Annotated in this window: 19 protein-coding genes; 3 read left to right on the plus strand and 16 right to left on the minus strand. The window is 62.3% G+C overall.

Annotated features, from left to right (window positions below; all coding sequences use genetic code 11):
- Positions 1–76: 76 nt before the first annotated feature.
- Positions 77–250 carry a hypothetical protein gene (locus tag GJR98_RS17540; protein ID WP_191965469.1) on the plus strand — a complete coding sequence of 58 codons (174 nt, stop codon included), beginning with the start codon at positions 77–79 and terminating at the stop codon, positions 248–250.
- A 27-nt stretch (positions 251–277) separates the two neighbouring features.
- Entirely contained in the window at positions 278–508 is a 231-nt protein-coding gene (locus tag GJR98_RS13210) for a DUF7543 family protein (protein WP_151139112.1), read from the plus strand.
- 66 nt (positions 509–574) lie between these two features.
- On the opposite strand, the gene GJR98_RS13215 is transcribed toward GJR98_RS13210, so the two are convergent.
- The 4 genes from GJR98_RS13215 to GJR98_RS13230 all read right to left on the minus strand — a co-directional run bounded on the left by GJR98_RS13215 (position 575) and on the right by GJR98_RS13230 (position 4,727).
- Positions 575–1,366 (minus strand): ABC transporter permease, encoded by a 792-nt coding sequence (locus tag GJR98_RS13215; RefSeq protein WP_151139113.1) that lies wholly within the window; start codon positions 1,364–1,366, stop codon positions 575–577.
- Positions 1,363–2,400 carry an ABC transporter ATP-binding protein gene (locus GJR98_RS13220; RefSeq protein ID WP_151139114.1) on the minus strand — a complete coding sequence of 346 codons (1,038 nt, stop codon included), beginning with the start codon at positions 2,398–2,400 and terminating at the stop codon, positions 1,363–1,365. Before GJR98_RS13220 ends, GJR98_RS13215 begins: the two co-directional genes overlap by 4 nt.
- Positions 2,397–3,179, minus strand: a complete 783-nt coding sequence (locus GJR98_RS13225) for a CBS domain-containing protein (RefSeq protein WP_151139115.1) — start codon at positions 3,177–3,179, stop codon at positions 2,397–2,399. Before GJR98_RS13225 ends, GJR98_RS13220 begins: the two co-directional genes overlap by 4 nt.
- 90 nt (positions 3,180–3,269) lie before the next feature.
- Positions 3,270–4,727: a DHH family phosphoesterase gene (locus tag GJR98_RS13230; protein ID WP_151139116.1), complete on the minus strand. Its 1,458-nt coding sequence runs from the start codon at positions 4,725–4,727 to the stop codon at positions 3,270–3,272.
- 90 nt (positions 4,728–4,817) lie between these two features.
- On the opposite strand from GJR98_RS13230, the gene GJR98_RS13235 reads away from it, so the two are divergent.
- Positions 4,818–5,201 carry a DUF7522 family protein gene (locus tag GJR98_RS13235; protein ID WP_151139117.1) on the plus strand — a complete coding sequence of 128 codons (384 nt, stop codon included), beginning with the start codon at positions 4,818–4,820 and terminating at the stop codon, positions 5,199–5,201.
- A gap of 35 nt (positions 5,202–5,236) precedes the next feature.
- Here the strand turns inward: GJR98_RS13235 and GJR98_RS13240 are convergent, their stop codons facing one another.
- From GJR98_RS13240 to purE, 12 genes are all read right to left on the minus strand, one after another.
- Positions 5,237–6,757: an NADH-quinone oxidoreductase subunit N gene (locus GJR98_RS13240; protein ID WP_151139118.1), complete on the minus strand. Its 1,521-nt coding sequence runs from the start codon at positions 6,755–6,757 to the stop codon at positions 5,237–5,239.
- Entirely contained in the window at positions 6,758–8,287 is a 1,530-nt protein-coding gene (locus GJR98_RS13245; protein WP_151139119.1) for a complex I subunit 4 family protein, read from the minus strand. It lies immediately after the preceding gene.
- Positions 8,284–10,305 (minus strand): NADH-quinone oxidoreductase subunit L, encoded by a 2,022-nt coding sequence (gene nuoL / locus GJR98_RS13250; RefSeq protein ID WP_151139120.1) that lies wholly within the window; start codon positions 10,303–10,305, stop codon positions 8,284–8,286. The genes GJR98_RS13245 and nuoL overlap by 4 nt, the downstream gene beginning before the upstream one ends.
- A gap of 4 nt (positions 10,306–10,309) precedes the next feature.
- Positions 10,310–10,612 (minus strand): NADH-quinone oxidoreductase subunit NuoK, encoded by a 303-nt coding sequence (gene nuoK, locus GJR98_RS13255; protein WP_151139121.1) that lies wholly within the window; start codon positions 10,610–10,612, stop codon positions 10,310–10,312.
- Positions 10,612–10,983, minus strand: a complete 372-nt coding sequence (locus GJR98_RS13260) for an NADH-quinone oxidoreductase subunit J family protein (RefSeq protein ID WP_151139122.1) — start codon at positions 10,981–10,983, stop codon at positions 10,612–10,614. The genes nuoK and GJR98_RS13260 overlap by 1 nt, the downstream gene beginning before the upstream one ends.
- On the minus strand, positions 10,980–11,240 hold the full coding sequence (locus tag GJR98_RS13265) for an NADH-quinone oxidoreductase subunit J (protein WP_151139123.1): 261 nt from the start codon (positions 11,238–11,240) through the stop codon (positions 10,980–10,982). Before GJR98_RS13265 ends, GJR98_RS13260 begins: the two co-directional genes overlap by 4 nt.
- A 105-nt stretch (positions 11,241–11,345) precedes the next feature.
- Entirely contained in the window at positions 11,346–11,807 is a 462-nt protein-coding gene (locus GJR98_RS13270; protein WP_151139124.1) for a NuoI/complex I 23 kDa subunit family protein, read from the minus strand.
- The gene (locus tag GJR98_RS13275; protein ID WP_151139125.1) at positions 11,804–12,862 is read right to left on the minus strand and encodes a complex I subunit 1/NuoH family protein; all 1,059 of its coding nucleotides are present in this window, start codon (positions 12,860–12,862) and stop codon (positions 11,804–11,806) included. The genes GJR98_RS13270 and GJR98_RS13275 overlap by 4 nt, the downstream gene beginning before the upstream one ends.
- A complete protein-coding gene (locus GJR98_RS13280; protein ID WP_151139126.1) occupies positions 12,862–14,529 on the minus strand; it encodes an NADH-quinone oxidoreductase subunit D in 1,668 nt (555 codons plus the stop codon). The genes GJR98_RS13275 and GJR98_RS13280 overlap by 1 nt, the downstream gene beginning before the upstream one ends.
- Positions 14,526–15,227 (minus strand): NADH-quinone oxidoreductase subunit B, encoded by a 702-nt coding sequence (locus GJR98_RS13285; RefSeq protein WP_151139127.1) that lies wholly within the window; start codon positions 15,225–15,227, stop codon positions 14,526–14,528. Before GJR98_RS13285 ends, GJR98_RS13280 begins: the two co-directional genes overlap by 4 nt.
- Positions 15,224–15,640 carry an NADH-quinone oxidoreductase subunit A gene (locus GJR98_RS13290; protein WP_151139128.1) on the minus strand — a complete coding sequence of 139 codons (417 nt, stop codon included), beginning with the start codon at positions 15,638–15,640 and terminating at the stop codon, positions 15,224–15,226. Before GJR98_RS13290 ends, GJR98_RS13285 begins: the two co-directional genes overlap by 4 nt.
- Before the next feature lie 191 nt (positions 15,641–15,831).
- Positions 15,832–16,446: a 5-(carboxyamino)imidazole ribonucleotide mutase gene (gene purE / locus GJR98_RS13295; RefSeq protein ID WP_151139129.1), complete on the minus strand. Its 615-nt coding sequence runs from the start codon at positions 16,444–16,446 to the stop codon at positions 15,832–15,834.
- Positions 16,447–16,511: the final 65 nt, after the last annotated feature.

Raw genomic sequence — 16,511 nt, forward strand, 5'->3', positions numbered from 1 at the left:
TTATCCACGACAATATTTGGTTCTGACCTGTAGTAATCGGTGATTAATTAATACTCTGACACTCGTTGGACCCAGTATGGCCTTCGAATGGGTGTCGTATTTTACGTGCAACAACTGCGGGCTCGAAAAGCCATCTCCTGAGGTCCCGTACGACTGGCTTGGCTACGCAGTGTGCCCTGCCTGTGGCGTCGAGACGAGGCCTGCCTGTGTCGAACCAGCGAAAGTTCCGACACTTGCAGATGGGTACTGACTTCGACTCGGAGCACGTTTCCCCGGTATGAGTTGGACGGAAGTCCGCCGTGACGAGCGTATCGTCGAGTGGGAACGAAGCGACGGGCACGCGACGCTTCGACTTCGGCACGGGCCGAACGCGTGGCACGTCAGATTCGACCGCCTCCACCAGTCGCCGGAGGGTCGTGGCTACGAAAGTCGCCGTTTCGACGACGAAGCCGCTGCGCGTGAGACGCTCGACGAGTGGAAAGCAGCGTACGACGTCGACGAGTCCTGACTGCACGCGAACGACGTTCTGCACACGACGTTGGAAGGCCCGCGAAGGGCACTGTTTGTACTACCGTCAGTAGTGTCCGAGGACACCCCGTTGCCGAGCGCGACGCGTGAGGACGCTGAACACGAGATATCCGACGACAGCGTATCCGACCCCGACGGCGACCAGAACGGCGATGTCGGACATCGGGAACTCCCAGAGCCTGACGCCACCAGTCATCGCTCGTTGTAACATGAAACTCCCCTGTGCGAGTGGCAACAGCTTGAGCAACGGCGCTTGTTCGACGGGTGCGGCGGCGAGGCCGATGAAGCCGAACTGCAGTAACCCGAAGATACTGTTGACACGCTTGTAGAGAAGCGCGAGACCGGCCATCACGAATCCGACGCCGACGACTGACGCGAGCGCGAAGACGCCGATTGGGACGACCGTCAGGAGGTCGACAGTGAGCGAGCGGCCGGTCGTCACGAGCATCAACACGAGTGTCGCGCCGCCCCAGAGGAAGCTAAACGCGACGTTTACGACCGTCTTCGCCGCCATGACGCGGCCGAATCCGAGCGGTGCCATGTAGAGTTGTTCGAGGGTGCCCCACTGTGCTTCGGTCATGACGTTCCCTGCGAGGTCCTGATACGCCGAGAACGCCATCGTCACGAGGAAGTAGCCGACGATGAGCGAATCGAGCGAATCGTCGAACGCGGGGCCAGCGACGGCACGTCCGCCGAAGAAGATAAGCGCGAAGAACACGTAGATGGCGAGCAGTCCACCGACGGTGTTCACGGGATACCGCCGAAGCAAGATGTACTGTTTTCGCGCCACTGCACCGAGGAGCGTCAGCAGTTCGCGTGTCGACGTCGTCGTACTCATCGTTCCTCACCACCGGTCAACTGCAAGAACGCCTCCGTCAGGTCGGGTTCGACGGTGTTCACCGACACGAGTCGCCCACCGTCTTCGACGAACCGCGCCGACAACGCGGGGAGGTCGTTCGCGTCTTCGAGGGCGACGAGGACGCGCGTCCGGTCGCCGTCGGTCTCCCACGACTCGACGGTGTACGCCGCACGAATCGACCGTTCCGTCTCGACCGACAGCGGTCCATCGACGACGAGACGAACCGCGCTCGTTCGGAACAGTTCGACGAGTGAAGTCACGCCGTCGTCGGCGACGAGGTGGCCGTGGTTCACGACGAGGACGCGGTCACACAGGTCTTCGACGACGCTCATGTCGTGACTCGTGAGGACGACAGTGAGTCCGCGTTCGTCGGCCAGTCGGCGGAGTTCTCGCCGCAGGTCGACCGAACTCTCCACGTCGAGTCCGAGCGTCGGTTCGTCGAGAAAGGCGACTTCGACGTCGCGGGCGAGGGCACACGCGAGGGCGACTTTCTGTTTCATCCCCCGAGAGAGTTCGTTCACCACGTCGTCGGCCCTGTCGAGGAGGCCCAGTTGGTCCAAAAGTGAGTCGTGACGCTCTCTGACCGCCGGGTCCCGGGCAGACTCACCAGCGAGTCCAGCGAAGAACGCGAGGTTCTCGCGGACCGTCAGTCGCCAGTAGATGTTTCGTGCGCCCTCTAACGTGGCGCCGACCCGTCGGTACGCACGCGCCGGTTCGTCGTGAACGTCGATTCCGCAGACTCGGACCGTGCCGTCGGATGGGACCAGTAGGCCGAGCATCGCTTTCAGCATCGTCGTCTTGCCCGCGCCGTTCGGGCCGAGGACACCGAGGATAGTGCCTTGTTCGACCGAAAAGGAGACGTCGTCGACGGCAGCAACCTCGCCGTACCGTTTGGTCAGATTCGAGACTTCGATGACCGGTGGGTCTGTGTGTTCGGCGCGACGAGGACTTCGGTCGGTGTGGGTCGTTCGCGCCTGTTCGCGTGCCGTCGCCGAGACGGCAGCGGACCTCATTGCAGTCGCCGCGTGCTCTCGACGAGCGGATGCCGGGCGTAGTCGACGATGTCGATGTCGTCGATAGAGCGGAGTCCTTCCTTCTCGGCGGTGCGTTGCATCCCGAGTTCGACGGGGTCGTCGATGACGATGACGTACGCGTCCATCTCGTCCATGTCGATGCTGTCGGCAGCCAGTGCACGGTGGTGACCGTCGGCCAACAGCATCGTGCCGTTGTTGTCGATGACGACGAGTGGTTCTGCGAGACCGCGTACGAGTTCGTACTTCCGCCCTTCCAACTCGTCGGCGTACACTCGCGCTTGCGTCGGAATGAGGCCAGAGATGGTAATCTTCCGTCGTTCTTGATGGACGGTGATGCCGTGAATCTGTTCGAGCGTCCGCATGAGTTTCCCGACCTTCTCGGGCGTCGCGCGCTCGATTTGACTTCGAATGACGTCGGTGTTCGAGATGATACCGACGAGATTGCCGGCGTCGTCGACGACCGGCAGTTTCTGGATGCCCGAGCGGAGGATGACCCGGGCGGCGTCGTTGATGTCCATCTCGGGGTGTGCGACGACGAGGTCTGTCGCCATCACGGTCTCGATTGGTTCGTCGTCGTCCGCGAGGAGGATATCGCGAGCAGTGACGAAGCCTTCGACTTTGCGGCCTTCACAGACAGGAAACCCGTTGTGGCCGTCGCTTTCGGCGATGCGGCGGGCCACGTCTGCGACCGTGTTGCTCGGAGAGACGGTCTGAACCTCGCGAGTCATGTACTCTTTGACGGTCGCTTTTGTACTCATCCCTCCGACGTAGGGCGACCGGCGGCAAAAGCGTGGTGGGGGATAGTGGGTGATTCGCCGTCAGACACACGGACACTCGGGGAGCGTCGACTACTCGTCCAATGGGTACTCGAACGTGACGTCCACGTCCAGACGCGGGGTAGAGGGTGGGTGTTCGAGTGTCTCGTAGATGCGTCCAGCGACGATTTCCGTGACGATCGTTGCGAGCGACTCCCGAGAGTCGTCGCCGACGTCGGCTAAGATGCCGAGTGGAATCTGCGCGCCCGCCATATCTGCGTGCCCACCGGCGCTTCCGATGGGGCCGAGTGCGTCACGGAACATCTCGCCGAGGTCGACACGGCCACCCTGTGCGCGCCCGGAGACGTACACCGTCCCATCCATCACACCGTAGACGATGGTGACGTCGATGCCGTCCATCCCAAGCAGGTGGTCGGCGGCCTGTGCGAGCGCATCTCGCTCCCGGATGTCGCCCACGTTCGACGTGAGTATCTCGCCACGAACGTCTCGGTTCGAGATGCTGCGCGCGAGCGTCATCATCGTGTCGGAGGTCATACTCGGCGTCTCGACCCGTTCTAAGAGGTCGGTGTCGACCTGTGGGAAGAGGTACGCGGCGGCCTCGAAGTCGGCGGTCGAGACCTCTCGTGTGAAGTCGTCGGTGTCGACGCGAATCCCGAACAGGAGTGCTGTCGCGACCTGTCTGTCAGGGACGATGCCGAGTCGCTCGAGATACTCCGTGAGGAGTGTACTCGTCGCGCCGGCACCGCTTCTGAGGTCGACGTAGGTGGCTTCGACCGGTGCCCGTGGTGGGTGGTGGTCGACGACGATGTCTATCGTCGTCTCCGTCGGCAGGCGGTCGTTGACACCGGGGCGCGAGTGGTCGACGAGGGCGTACCCTGCGTACCGCCCCGGTGGTGGTGCCTCGTCGAGGACGCGAAGGTTGATGTCGAGGAGATTCACCAACGCTCGGTTCTCCTGGTGAGAGATATCCCCGAAGTAACAGATGTCGGCTTCGACGTTCGCGCGTTCCGCAATCGACTGTAACGCTAACCCGGAGGCGATTGCGTCGGGGTCAGGGTTGTCGTGCATCACGATTGCGAGTGGGCCGTCGAGACCCCGGAGAACCCGCATCAAACGAGCGAGTCGTTCGCTGTGGGCCGTCCCGGCGGCGTCGTAGATGCGGTCTGCGACGGTTCGGGTTGGGTCGATGAGTTCGTCGGCGACGCGTTCGATAGCCGCACGGGCCGCCTCGCTCGGGTCGTTCCCGAGGGAGACGACGAGTGACGCGTCGGGGAAGTGCTCACGTGCCACCGTCGCAATCTCTCGGTTCTCGTCTGCAGAGTCTGCAGCGACGACAACTACGTCGGCGTACTCCGGATAGTTCGTCGGGTCTTTCGGGTCGCCTGCTGTCGCCGCAATGCCGTCGGCACGGAAATCGTCGGCCAGCCCTTTCCGGTCGGTGACGACGATAACTGAACCGGACTTGTCGGCGAGTTTCTCGACGAGGGTTCCACCGACAGACCCACAGCCGAGAACCAGGCGACGTACCATACTAGCACGGTGGCCGTCCGCCCGCAAAACCCTACCGTCATCCGATTCGGCGATGATATTATGTTATGTCGTACCATGGCGCACAATACGATGGAACTCGAATCACAACTCGTCCCCGAATCTCGCGCTGAAGCCATCGTCCGGACCTGCCGAACCGTCGTCGGTGACGACCTCCGAAGTGTCACCTACTTCACGCACGACCGTTGTGAGCAGATTTACCTCCGGTCGGACCTCGAAGCAGATGCAGACTTGACCGGGTTCGTCGAACACGAGACCGACGGGTTCCAAGCACGGACCGCCTACCGAGGGTCTGAACTCGGCAACTACCGCTACACGGTTCGTGCGTTCGAACACGGGTACTTGACGCGTGTCACGGTAGCCAACAAGGGCGTGTTCGTCACCACCGATGGACTCACGCTCCGACGCTCGGAAGAACTCGCGTCGGCACTCTCAGAGCTGTTGCGTCCGAAATAAGAGAATAAAATCGGGTTTTCAGGCCGTCAGTGCGCTCAGAAGAGCGCCGCAGCGACGGTCTGTGCCGTCTCGATGACGGGCTGGAAGCCGGGCAGCAGGAGGACCGTACCGACCGCGGCGAAGATGACCGCGACGTACAGACCGACTGGCTGGCTTCCGATTTCGAGCGGCTTCGACGGCTCTTCGATCCACATCGCCTTGACGACGCGACTGTAGTAGAACAGCGACAGTGCGCTGTTCACGGCGCCGACGGCGGCGAGCCACCAGAAGCCGGACTCGATGGCCGAGTAGAACAGGGCGTACTTCGAGACGAAGCCACCGAACGGTGGGAGCCCTGCCAGCGAGAACATGAAGATGGTCATCGCCGTCGCGGCGATTGGCACCTTCGTCGCGAGACCGTTGTAGTCCTCGAAGGTTCGGCCGATGCCCCACTTCTCGACCATGGCGATGAACAGGAACGCACCCGTGTTCATGAAGCCGTAGACGAGCAGGTGGGCCATACTCGCGCCGAGAACGTCGCCGTTTGCGACACCACCGTCGACGGTGATGGCCGCGAGGCCGATGAGCGCGTAGCCAGCGTGTCCAATCGAGGAGTACGCGAGCATGCGCTTGACGTTCTCTTGGGTCGCGGCCGCGAAGTTACCGAGCGTCATCGTGACGACGGCGAGGATCGCGAACAGAATCGACCAATCGACGCCACCGCCACCGAGCGAGGCGACGATGTCGAGGGGGAACGCGACGGTGAAGACGCGGAAGGCGACGGCGAAACCGGCAGCCTTCGACGCCGACGAGAGGAACGCACTGACGGGTGCGGGCGCGCCCTCGTAGGCCTCCGGCGCCCAGAAGTGGAACGGCACGGAGGCGGTCTTGAAGGCGAATCCACCAGCGATCATCAGCACGCCGAGTCCGAGCACACCGACGAGTTGGTCGGCGTCAGACAGACCGGCCGCGACGTCCGGGAGGACGAGCGAGCCGGTGACGGCGAACACGAGGCTGATACCGAACGCGAACACCGCGGACGACACAGCACCGATGAGGAAGTACTTCAGACCCGCTTCGATGCTGCCGCGGTCCTTCTTGAGGAACGCGACGAGTGCGTACGACGGCAGCGAGGCGAGTTCGAGGCTGACGAAGACCGTCGCCAGCGAGTTCGACATCGCCATGAGCGTCATCCCGGTCGCAGCGAACATCACGAGCGAGTAGAACTCGCCCTGATAGCGCTGGTCCGAGAGGTAGTCGTACGAGGCGACAGAGACCATCGCGGCGACACTCGTGAAGATGAGCGTGAAGAACAGGCTCATCCCGTCGACGACGAGTGCATCGCCGTACAGCGAGATGGCGCCACCGGTCTCTTCCATGCCGGTTCCTGCGAGGAGGAACCAGGCAGCGATGCCGCCAGCGGCGAGCGAACCGAGCGTCGCCGTGCCGGCGAGCAGACTGTTGTTCGACGTGTCCGGGTCGATGGTGTCGATGAGCAGCAAGAGGAGACCCGTCAGCGCGAGCACGATGGCGGGTGCCGTCGCCGCCCAGTCAGGGAGCGTCTGCAGTGGCGTCATTTAGAACGCACCTCCCAGTTCGAGAATCGGATTAACCGCCTCCTGAATCATGGTGAAGAAGATGTCGGGCTGGACACCGAGCACGATGGTCAGAAGCAGCAGCACCGCGAGCGGTGCCACGTCGTGGAACGGCGCTTCGGTGATTTCGTAGTCACCATCGAACTCGAAGGGTCCGAAGAGAGTCCGCTGCATCGCGAACAGCAGGTAGCCCGCGACGATGACGATACCAAACATCGCCGCACCGGTGAACAGCGGCATCGCCGCCATCACCGTGGACTCGAACGCGCCCTTGAAGATGAAGAACTCGGCGGCGAATCCGGCCATGAGCGGGAGGCCCATGTAACCGAACGCACCGGCGACGAAGATCCCCGCCGTGACGGGCATCTTGTCCGCCATCCCGGACATGTCCGTGACCATCCGCGTGTGCGTCGTGTTGTAGATGACACCGACGGCCATGAACATCAGGCCGGAGATGAGGCCGTGGGCGACCATCTGGAAGGTCGCACCGCCGACACCGTAGGTGGTGTAGGCGATGAGACCGAGGATGACGTACCCCATCGACGACACGGAGGAGTACGCGACGATGCGCTTGAGGTCCTGTTGTGCCAGCGCGAGGAGTGCGCCGTAGATGACGCTTGCGACGGCAACCAGAGCGATAGGCAGCGCGAAGCTACGCGCCGTCTCCGGCAGCATCGTGAAGTTGAACCGAAGCAGGGCGTACGTACCCATCTTCAGGAGCACACCAGCCAGCATGACCGACGCCGGCGTGGGTGCTTCGACGTGAGCGTCCGGCAGCCACGTGTGGAACGGGACGACCGGGACCTTGACCGCGAATCCGAGGAACATCGCGATGAACGCGACCGACGCCAGCGCGCTCGCCGAGAGACCGGCGAAACCGCTGAGTTGGCCGGCCTGCAGTGCCTGGGCAATCTCGGGGAGGCGGAGCGAGGAGATGGAGTCTCCCAGACCGAACACCAGCGAGATGAACCCGATGAACATCACGAGCGACGCGATGTTGGTGTAGACGAAGAACTTGATTGCCGCGTACTTGCGGCGGGGGCCGCCCCAGACACCGATGAGGAAGTACATCGGGACGAGGACAGCCTCCCAGAAGACGAACCAGACGAAGAAGTCGAGCGCCGTGAAGACGCCGAGGAGGTTCGCCTCCATCAGGAGCATGAGTCCGTAGAACTGCGACTCACGCTCCGAAATGGGGGTCCACGAGCTCAGGATAGCGAGCGTGGTCAGGATGGTCGTGAGCACGACGAGCGGAAGGCTAATTCCGTCGACGCCGACCATCCAGTGGAGGTCGTACTGACCGAGTTGCAGCCAGACGACGTCTGTCTCGAACGCGATGTTCCCGCCAAGTAAGGCGTTCCCGCTCGCGTCGTACTGTTGCCACATCAGAAGGCTCCCGAGGACGGGAACCAGACTCAGCGCGAAGGCCGCCTTGCCGGCATAACGGTCCGGCAGGACGAATGTGACCAGCGCGGCGAGGAACGTGACTGCGATGAGCGCTTCGATTATCATGCGAACCAACCTCCAATGAGGCCAAGACCAAGCAGCAGGGCCGTCAGACCGAGCGTCAGGAGTGCCGCGTAGTTGCTCACCACACCGGTCTGGATGCGCTTCATACGCGAACCGATGAACAGGCTGACGCTGGAGACGCCGTTAACGACGCCGTCGATGACGCCCTGGTCGAACTTGTCGAGGACGCGCGAGATGGGCTGGACGACGCCAGTGGCGATCCAGACCTGGTACTCGTCTTGGTAGTAGTTGTTGTACAGTACGGTCTTGATGCTCCCGAGCTTCTCCGTGTGTTCGACGGGTTCGGGGACGTTGTACAGCACGTACGCGAGCGCGGCACCGCCGAGTGCGAGGCCGAGCGAGACAGCGGCACCGATGGCCACCGTCGTCGCCTCACCACCGATGTAGCTCGAACTGTACGGGAGGAGTTCGGCGTAGTGGTGCGCGTTCAGCGAGTCGAAGCTTCCGTCGAGGAACTGGTGCAGGAAGTCGATTCCCTTGATGCCGAGGAGCTTCTCGACGGGAACCATGTTGACCAGCCCGGCCGTCGTGGCGAGCACGCCGAGGACGACGAGCGGGGCTTTGACGTTCCAGTGAACACCGTGTGGGTCCCGTGCCGTCTCGGACCGGGGCTCACCGTGGAAGGTGAGGAACACCATCCGGAAGGTGTAGAAGCCGGTGAAGAAGACGGCGAGCAGGCCCATCGCGTAGGCGGCCAGCAGAATCGGACTGCCGCCGAGCCCGTGGATGAGCGTCTCGTACAGCACCTCGTCCTTCGACCAGAAGCCGGCGAACGGGACGATACCCGCGAGCGCGAGCGACCCGGCGAGGAACGTGTAGTAGGTCACGGGCATCTTCTTCTTCAGACCGCCCATGTCCCACATGTTCTCGTTGTGGTGCATCGCGATGATGACCGACCCTGCGCCAAGGAACAGGAGCGCCTTGAAGAAGGCGTGGGTCATGAGGTGGAACGTCGCGGCGACGTAGCCACCGGCACCGAGGCCGAGCATCATGTAGCCGTACTGGCTGATGGTCGAGTACGCGAGCACCTGCTTGATTTCTTTCTTGACGACACCCATCGTCGCCGCGAAGAGGGCGGTGAAGCCCCCGATGAGGGCGATGATGGCGAGCGTCGTCGGGGTCAGCGCGTAGAACCCGTACATCCGGGCGACGAGGTAGACACCGGCCGCAACCATCGTCGCTGCGTGGATGAGTGCGGAGACCGGGGTCGGACCTTCCATCGCGTCCGGAAGCCACGTGTGCAGGGGGAACTGCGCGGACTTGCCGACGACGCCTCCGAGAACGAGGAGGCCGACGACGGTGAACCACGCCTGTTCGCCCATGCCGAGGAACGTGTTGACCGAGTGTTCGCCAGCGAGCGCTTCCTCGGCGAGTACCGGGAACGCTTCGGGGCCGGCGAAGGCCGCAGAGCCGAACGTCGCGAAGACCGCGACGACACCGATGAGGAAGAAGTAGTCACCAAAGCGGGTGACGAGGAACGCCTTCTTCGCTGCACTCGGTGGGCCGTCCTGGCGGAACCAGAAGCCGATGAGCAGGTAGGAACACAGTCCCACGAGCTCGAAGAACATGAACGCCATGAGCAGGTTGTCTGCGACGACGAACCCGAGCATGGAGGCGGTGAACAGGCCGAGACCGGCGTAGTAGCGCGGGAGGCCCGTCTCGCCTTCGTCGTTCATGTAGCCGAGACTGAAGACGTGGACGAGGAACGCGATGAGCGTCACGATGACCAGCATCATCGACGACAGCGGGTCGATGAGGAGGCCGAACGTGAGGTTGACCGCGTCTAACCCCTCGGCCCACGTGTAGATTGTCTGATTGTACGTCTGTCCTCCACTGACGGCGAAGAACGTCGCGACTGCGAGCAGGAACGACCCTGCCGTCGCGCCGATACCCGCCAGTGCGCCTCCCTTCGGCATGTACCGCCCCGCTCCGAGTGCGATCAGGAACGAGAGGAACGGGAGGAGGACGATGGCCGGAGCGAATTCGAGTATGCCTGCCATAGATTTACCACCTCATCGTCGTTGCTTCGGTGACGTCGACGCCGTCGAAGTTGCGGTACAGCACGAGGATGATGCCGATACCGACTGCGACTTCAGCGGCGGCGAGCGCCATCGTGAAGAGGCCGAACGTCTGGCCCGTCACGTTGCCCCAGTAGTAGGAGAACGCGACGAGGTTGATGTTGGCTGCGTTCAGCATCAGTTCGACCGACATCAGGAACAACAGCGCGTTGCGCCGGGTGAGCAGGCCGAAGAGGCCGATGCAGAACACCGCGGCCGACAGAACGAGGTAGTACTGTCCGGGTACCATTACTGGTCACCCTCCTCGTCGTTGTCGAACAGCGTGCACTTCAGTTCTTGACCACCGTCGGCCAGAATCGTCCGCATCTCGCCGCTCTCTCCCTCGCGACGTGCGAGGAGGACAGCGCCAACGAGTGCGGCGACGAGCACGAGGTCGATAATCTCGAACGCGACGAGCATGCTCTCGCCCTCGACGCTGCCGAAGCCGAGGTTGAACATCGTGTAGCCGATGCTCGCGGTCAGATTAGCGCCCTCTGCGAATCCCTGTGGGTTCGGGAACGACGCACCGAGGAACACGACTGCCATCACGACGAACAGTGCGACGGCAGCGAGTCCAGGTACGAGGTGCGAACCGAGCTTCAACTGCGGTTTCGTGGTCATGTGCGACTCACCTCCGGATTGATACGCGTCAGCATCACGGCGAACGTGATGAGAATCAGCACCCCGCCGACGTAGACGAGGATCTGCATGGCGGCGAGGAACTCCGCCTGCAGCATCACGTAATGCACCGCGACGCTCAAGAGCGCGCCCCCGAGCAGGAGTGCGGAATGCCAGATGTCCCGCACGAGGACGACGCCCAGGCTGCAGCCCACGGTGATGAGGGCGAACAGCGCGAACGCGATGGTTTCATAAACCATTGTGTGTGTCTCCTTGAGATATCCCTTTGAACATTTCGAGAACGTCCTCAGCGCCCCGTAGCGGACGCAGGCTGACGGTACTCGAACGATTCTCTCGCGGTCATGTTACTGATAGTCGACCTCTCCTTCGCCCTCGCCAATCCACGCGTTGCGGTCGGGGTTGCGAGAGTTGAGCGGGTCGATATCCTTGTACCACGGGACGTTCTTGAGCTGTTCTTTGTTGTAGACGAAGTCGTTCTTCGTGTCTGCAGTGAACTCGAAGTTCTGCGTGAGCAGAATCGCGTCGACGGGGCAGACCTCCTCACACAGTCGGCAGTAGATACACTGGCCGATGTGCAGGTTGTACTGCTCGCCGTTGCGCTTGTCGTCCTGAACGATCTGAATCGTGTCGTTCGGACAGACGTTCTCACACTGACGACACCAGATACAGCGCTCTTGGCTGAACTTGTGGACACCGCGGAAGCGCGGACTGACTTCGGGCGCTTCTTCGGGGTACTCGACCGTGAACGTCTGGCCGTCGAGTGCGTGCTTCAGCGTCACTGCCATGCCCTTCAGAATTCCAATCATGCAATCACCCCCACGATAATGGCCGTGAGAACCAGGTTGGCGAAGGACAGGACGAGCATGCCTTTCCAACCAATTTCGAGGAACTGGTCGACGCGGAGACGCGGCACTGCGGAGCGCGCCCACTGGGTGAACAGGAAGAACGCCCAGATTTTGATGGTGAACCAGATGAACCCGGGCAGGACCGGACCTGCTGGGCCACCGAGGAACAACGTTGCCGCGATAGCGCCACCGAGGAAGATGTGGATGAACTCACCGAGGTAGATGAGGACGAAGTAGATAGAGGAGTACTCCGTCTGGTACCCGGCGACAATCTCGGTCGGCGCTTCGGGGATGTCGAACGGGTTGCGGCCAATCTCCGCGAGGTTCGCGATGATGAACAGCGCGAACGCGAACGGGTTGACGAACGCGAACCACGTCGGAATCGACACACCGGCGACGGTGAGCAGTGGTTCTGCCTGCACGGCGACGATTTCGCTCATGCGGAGCGACCCGGCGAAGATGACGACCGAGGCCGCGGTGATGACGAGCGGAATCTCGTACGCGATGTTCGCCGCGACGGCGCGAAGTGCGCCGATGAGCGAGAACTTGTTGTTCGACGCGTAGCCAGACATGACGAGACCGAGCGAGGCAATCGACGCCGCCGCGAAGGCGAACGCGAGGCCAGTCTCGGGGTCTGCGAGCTGGATACCGCTACCCATCGGGATGACGGCGAACCCAAGCAGCGCAGAAAACGGAATGATCATCGGTGCGAGGTCCCACGCGGGACGGTCGACACCTTCGGGAACGATGAGTTCCTTAGACATCAGACGGACAGCGTCCGGGATGATGACGAGCAACCCGAACGGCCCGATACGGTTGACCGCGATGCGGTCACCGAACGCGGCCGTAATCTTCCGTTTTGCCCATGGGCCGGCGATTGCCGTCGTGATGAGCATGATGTTGGCGATGATGAACGCGCCGATGAGTCCACCGACGACGTCACCGAGGACGCCTTCGAGGCCGAGAAGGCCACTGATGGTGTCCGGAAGGGTCGTTGCTTGCAGCGTTGTCGTCATTACCGGTCCACCTCACCGAGAACGATGTCGAGGCTACCGAGCGATGCGATCATGTCCGGGATGTACTCGCCTTCAGACATCTCGGGGAGCGTCTGGAGGTTCGAGAAACACGGACTGCGAATCTTGAAGCGTGCCGGTTTGTCGGTGCCGTCGGCGCGGATGTAGATACCGAGTTCGCCTTTCGCACCTTCGACAGCGCGGTAGATTTCCGTGTCTTCGTCCGGTTTGAGGGTGCGCGGAACGTTCGCCTGGATGTTCCGCTCGTCTTCTGGCCAGTCTTCCAGCAGGTCGACACACTGCTGGATAATCTTGGCCGACTCCTCCACTTCGCGCATGCGCACGAGCAGGCGCGAGAAGTTGTCGCACCCGTCTTCGACGACGACGTCCCAGTCGAGTTTGTCGTAGTAGCCGTAGGGGTCGTCGCGGCGGAGGTCGTAGTCGATGCCAGAGCCACGGGCGACCGGTCCGGTCGCACCGTAGGACTTGGCGACTTCCGGCGGCAGGACGCCAGTTCCGACCGTACGCGCCTGGAGAATCTCGTTCGAGGTGATCATGTCGTGGTACTCCTCGAGCGCCTCCGGCAGGTCGTCGATGAAGTCACGAATCTTCTCGAAGAACTCCTCGCGTGGTTCGGGGAGGTCCCAGACGACGCCACCGAGACGGAAGTAGTTGAACATCATCCGCTGCCCGGTGAGGTCTTCGAGGATGTTCTGGACGATTTCACGGTCCCGCATGGCGTACATGAAGATCGCCGTGAAGTCGCCGTAGACGTCGAGCGCGAACGTGCCGAGCGCAATCATGTGCGACGCGATGCGGCACAGTTCGGCACCCATCGTCCGGATAATCTGTGCGTACTCCGGCACCTCGATGTCCGCGAGGTCCTCCGCGGTGCGGGCGTAAGCCCACTCGTTCAGGAGGCCCGCCGAGATGTAGTCCCAGCGGTCGGGGTACGGCATAATCTGGTGACGGTAGGTCCCCTGCTGACAGATCTGCTCTTCGCAGCGGTGCAGGTAGCCGATGTCGGGTTCGAGGTCGACGACCTGCTCACCGTCGACGACCGTCTCGACGTGAAGCACGCCGTGGGTCGCCGGGTGGTGCGGTCCGATGTTGATGTACATCGTGTTGCCCTCGTCGCCGCGACTGTCCTGTTCGAGCGGGTTCGCGTGCTCGGTGAGGGTCGCAATCTGTGGGCGGTCCTGGTCGTAGTCGAGGCCCAGCGGGTGTCCCTGCCACGTCTCGGGGAGGAGGATGCGGCGGAGGTCCGGGTGGTCTTCGTACTGGATACCGACGAGGTCGTACGCCTCACGCTCGTGCCAGTCGGCCGTGCGGAACACGGGTTCTGCGGACTGGCTGACCGGGTTGTCTTTCGACGTCGGAACGACGATGCTCACTTCGTCAGTGCGCTCGTCGTACTTCGTCAGGTGGTAGATGGACTCGTAGCGGTCCTCGTACTCCTGTGCGGTCACACACGAGAGGTGATCGAATCCAGCCTCGTCGCGGAGTTTGAACAGGGTCTCTTGGACCTGGTCGGGGCGGATGACGAAGCCCGGTGCGTTGAGGTGCTCTTCGCGGCTCAAGACGAGGTCGCCGAGCAGGTCGGCGAGTTCGTCACCGCGGGAGCGCTCCTGAATGGCGTCTTCCGAGGGTTCCTGTTCTTCCAAGCTCATGGTGAATCAGCCCAGTTATACCGCATGACGAGGTCGTCCTCGTCGATCTGTTCGGCGAGTTTGTCGACGATTTCGTCGCGCGGAAGGTCACCGAACTGCTCCAGCTCGTACGGCTTGACCGTGACGGGGCTCGACTCACCGTTCGCGATGCGCTCTTGGAGCTTCGCGATACCGTAGATGAGCGCCTCCGGGCGCGGCGGGCAACCGGGGATGTGGATGTCCACCGGGATGACCTCTTCTGCGCCCTTGATGACGTTGTAGCCCTCGTGGAACGGGCCGCCCGAGATGGTACACGACCCCATGCCGACGACGAACTTCGGTTCGGGCATCTGGTCGTACACACGCTTCATACGCGGGGCGAACTTCGAGACGATCGTCCCGGGCACGATAATGACGTCCGCTTGTCGCGGGGACGCACGCGGCACACCGGCCGCGAAGCGGTCCAGGTCGTGCTTGATGGCGTACGTGTGCATCATCTCGATACTGCAGCATGCGATACCGAACTGCAGCATGAACATCGAGGACCCACGGACCCAGTTCATGAACTTGTCGAACTTCGTGAGGATGAACGGCGACGAGCCGAACGCCTCCCGAAGCTTCGAGTTGAACCGGTCGTCCGCACCCGACATGCGGGCGTCGCGGGTCTCGGTCTGTACCTGTGTATCGTCCGTGACGAATGGTTTTTGTTCGCTACTCATGCGTCTTGTCTCTCTGTCTTACGACGGTTCGCCTGCGGGCTTTTGACCCACTTGACGGCGCCGTTGCGCCACGCCCAGACGAGTCCGACGACGAGCACACCGATGAAAACGAGCATCGGCGTCAGAATCGTCCCCAGAGACGCGCCCTGTTCGAGAGCGGAGCGGTAGATGACTGTCCACGGGAAAATCAGGACAGTCTCGATGTCGAACACGACGAACAGCAACGCGACCATGTAGTACTGTATGTTAAACTGGACGCGTGCCGTGCCGGTCGGCACCTCACCACTCTCGTACGTGGCACTCTTTCCTTGTTCCGGTACGCTTGGGCGCAGCATCGCCGACATTGCCATCATGACTAATGGTAAGCCGACAGCGACGACACCCATCGCACCGATTGCAATCCAATCACTCATGCGGTGTCTCCCTGACGTGCGGCGGTTAGAAGCGCTCCCCTATAAACATTGATTTGTGTGTTTCGGGCGCGAGAGCGCTTCTATTCGTAAAATACGCGAGAGACGCCCGGAACCGCGCTCCGGGGGCGTTTTGGCCGAGTCAGCGGTCCGAGACCACGGAAAAAAACCCCTACGAATCGAGGAGGGTCAGATTACTGTGACGATTCGCGGAACCCGGCGACACCGAGGTCGTGGAGCGCGGCCGACGTTTCGGCCACGTCGGCGACGAGGTCCTCGTGGTAGTCGACGAGTCGGTCTTCGAGTTCGGGGGAGCCACGCGCGAGCATCTGGACGGCCGACAGCGCCGCGTTGAACGACTTTCCAGCGTCGACGGCGACGATGGGCGCACCCGTGGGCATGCCGATGACGGAGTCGACGGACTTCTCTTGGACGGGGACGCCGACGACGGGGAGTGGATACGCGATGGACGCGGTCATGTTCGGAAGGTCCGCGGACTTGCCGCCCGCGCCCGCGATGATAACTTCGATGCCGCGCGCTTTGGCCGTCTCACCGTAGGCGTACATCAGGTCCGGCGTCCGGTGCGCGGAGACGACGTACGTCTCGTAGGTGAAGCGCTCGTCGGGCGCGTCGTGGAAGTCGGTCTGTTCGCCGAACCCGAGCGTGTCCAGCGCCTCGTGCGCGCCGGACATCACGTCGAGGTCAGAGTCCGACCCCATGATGATGCCAACGTCGGGCGTCGTCTCGGGGTCGATGTCTGCGTCGGCCTGTGCGTGGAGTTCGTCGATGAGGTCCTGTTCGGTCGTCATAGTCTGTGAAGTCGTGTGTGGAAGGGGTGGTTCAGTTCGGTTCTGTGGTGCCTGAAGGATGGTTA

The organism is Haloferax marinisediminis, assembly GCF_009674585.1.
GTDB lineage: Archaea > Halobacteriota > Halobacteria > Halobacteriales > Haloferacaceae > Haloferax > Haloferax marinisediminis.

Excerpts from the sequence above, each read along its gene's own strand:
- GJR98_RS17540 (WP_191965469.1), top strand. The coding sequence starts at position 77 with ATGGCCTTCGAATGGGTGTCGTATTTTACGTGCAACAACTGCGGGCTC.
- GJR98_RS13210 (WP_151139112.1), top strand. The coding sequence starts at position 278 with ATGAGTTGGACGGAAGTCCGCCGTGACGAGCGTATCGTCGAGTGGGAA.
- GJR98_RS13215 (WP_151139113.1), bottom strand. The coding sequence starts at position 1,366 with ATGAGTACGACGACGTCGACACGCGAACTGCTGACGCTCCTCGGTGCA.
- GJR98_RS13220 (WP_151139114.1), bottom strand. The coding sequence starts at position 2,400 with ATGAGGTCCGCTGCCGTCTCGGCGACGGCACGCGAACAGGCGCGAACG.
- GJR98_RS13225 (WP_151139115.1), bottom strand. The coding sequence starts at position 3,179 with ATGAGTACAAAAGCGACCGTCAAAGAGTACATGACTCGCGAGGTTCAG.
- GJR98_RS13230 (WP_151139116.1), bottom strand. The coding sequence starts at position 4,727 with ATGGTACGTCGCCTGGTTCTCGGCTGTGGGTCTGTCGGTGGAACCCTC.
- GJR98_RS13235 (WP_151139117.1), top strand. The coding sequence starts at position 4,818 with ATGGAACTCGAATCACAACTCGTCCCCGAATCTCGCGCTGAAGCCATC.
- GJR98_RS13240 (WP_151139118.1), bottom strand. The coding sequence starts at position 6,757 with ATGACGCCACTGCAGACGCTCCCTGACTGGGCGGCGACGGCACCCGCC.
- GJR98_RS13245 (WP_151139119.1), bottom strand. The coding sequence starts at position 8,287 with ATGATAATCGAAGCGCTCATCGCAGTCACGTTCCTCGCCGCGCTGGTC.
- nuoL (WP_151139120.1), bottom strand. The coding sequence starts at position 10,305 with ATGGCAGGCATACTCGAATTCGCTCCGGCCATCGTCCTCCTCCCGTTC.
- nuoK (WP_151139121.1), bottom strand. The coding sequence starts at position 10,612 with ATGGTACCCGGACAGTACTACCTCGTTCTGTCGGCCGCGGTGTTCTGC.
- GJR98_RS13260 (WP_151139122.1), bottom strand. The coding sequence starts at position 10,983 with ATGACCACGAAACCGCAGTTGAAGCTCGGTTCGCACCTCGTACCTGGA.
- GJR98_RS13265 (WP_151139123.1), bottom strand. The coding sequence starts at position 11,240 with ATGGTTTATGAAACCATCGCGTTCGCGCTGTTCGCCCTCATCACCGTG.
- GJR98_RS13270 (WP_151139124.1), bottom strand. The coding sequence starts at position 11,807 with ATGATTGGAATTCTGAAGGGCATGGCAGTGACGCTGAAGCACGCACTC.
- GJR98_RS13275 (WP_151139125.1), bottom strand. The coding sequence starts at position 12,862 with ATGACGACAACGCTGCAAGCAACGACCCTTCCGGACACCATCAGTGGC.
- GJR98_RS13280 (WP_151139126.1), bottom strand. The coding sequence starts at position 14,529 with ATGAGCTTGGAAGAACAGGAACCCTCGGAAGACGCCATTCAGGAGCGC.
- GJR98_RS13285 (WP_151139127.1), bottom strand. The coding sequence starts at position 15,227 with ATGAGTAGCGAACAAAAACCATTCGTCACGGACGATACACAGGTACAG.
- GJR98_RS13290 (WP_151139128.1), bottom strand. The coding sequence starts at position 15,640 with ATGAGTGATTGGATTGCAATCGGTGCGATGGGTGTCGTCGCTGTCGGC.
- purE (WP_151139129.1), bottom strand. The coding sequence starts at position 16,446 with ATGACGACCGAACAGGACCTCATCGACGAACTCCACGCACAGGCCGAC.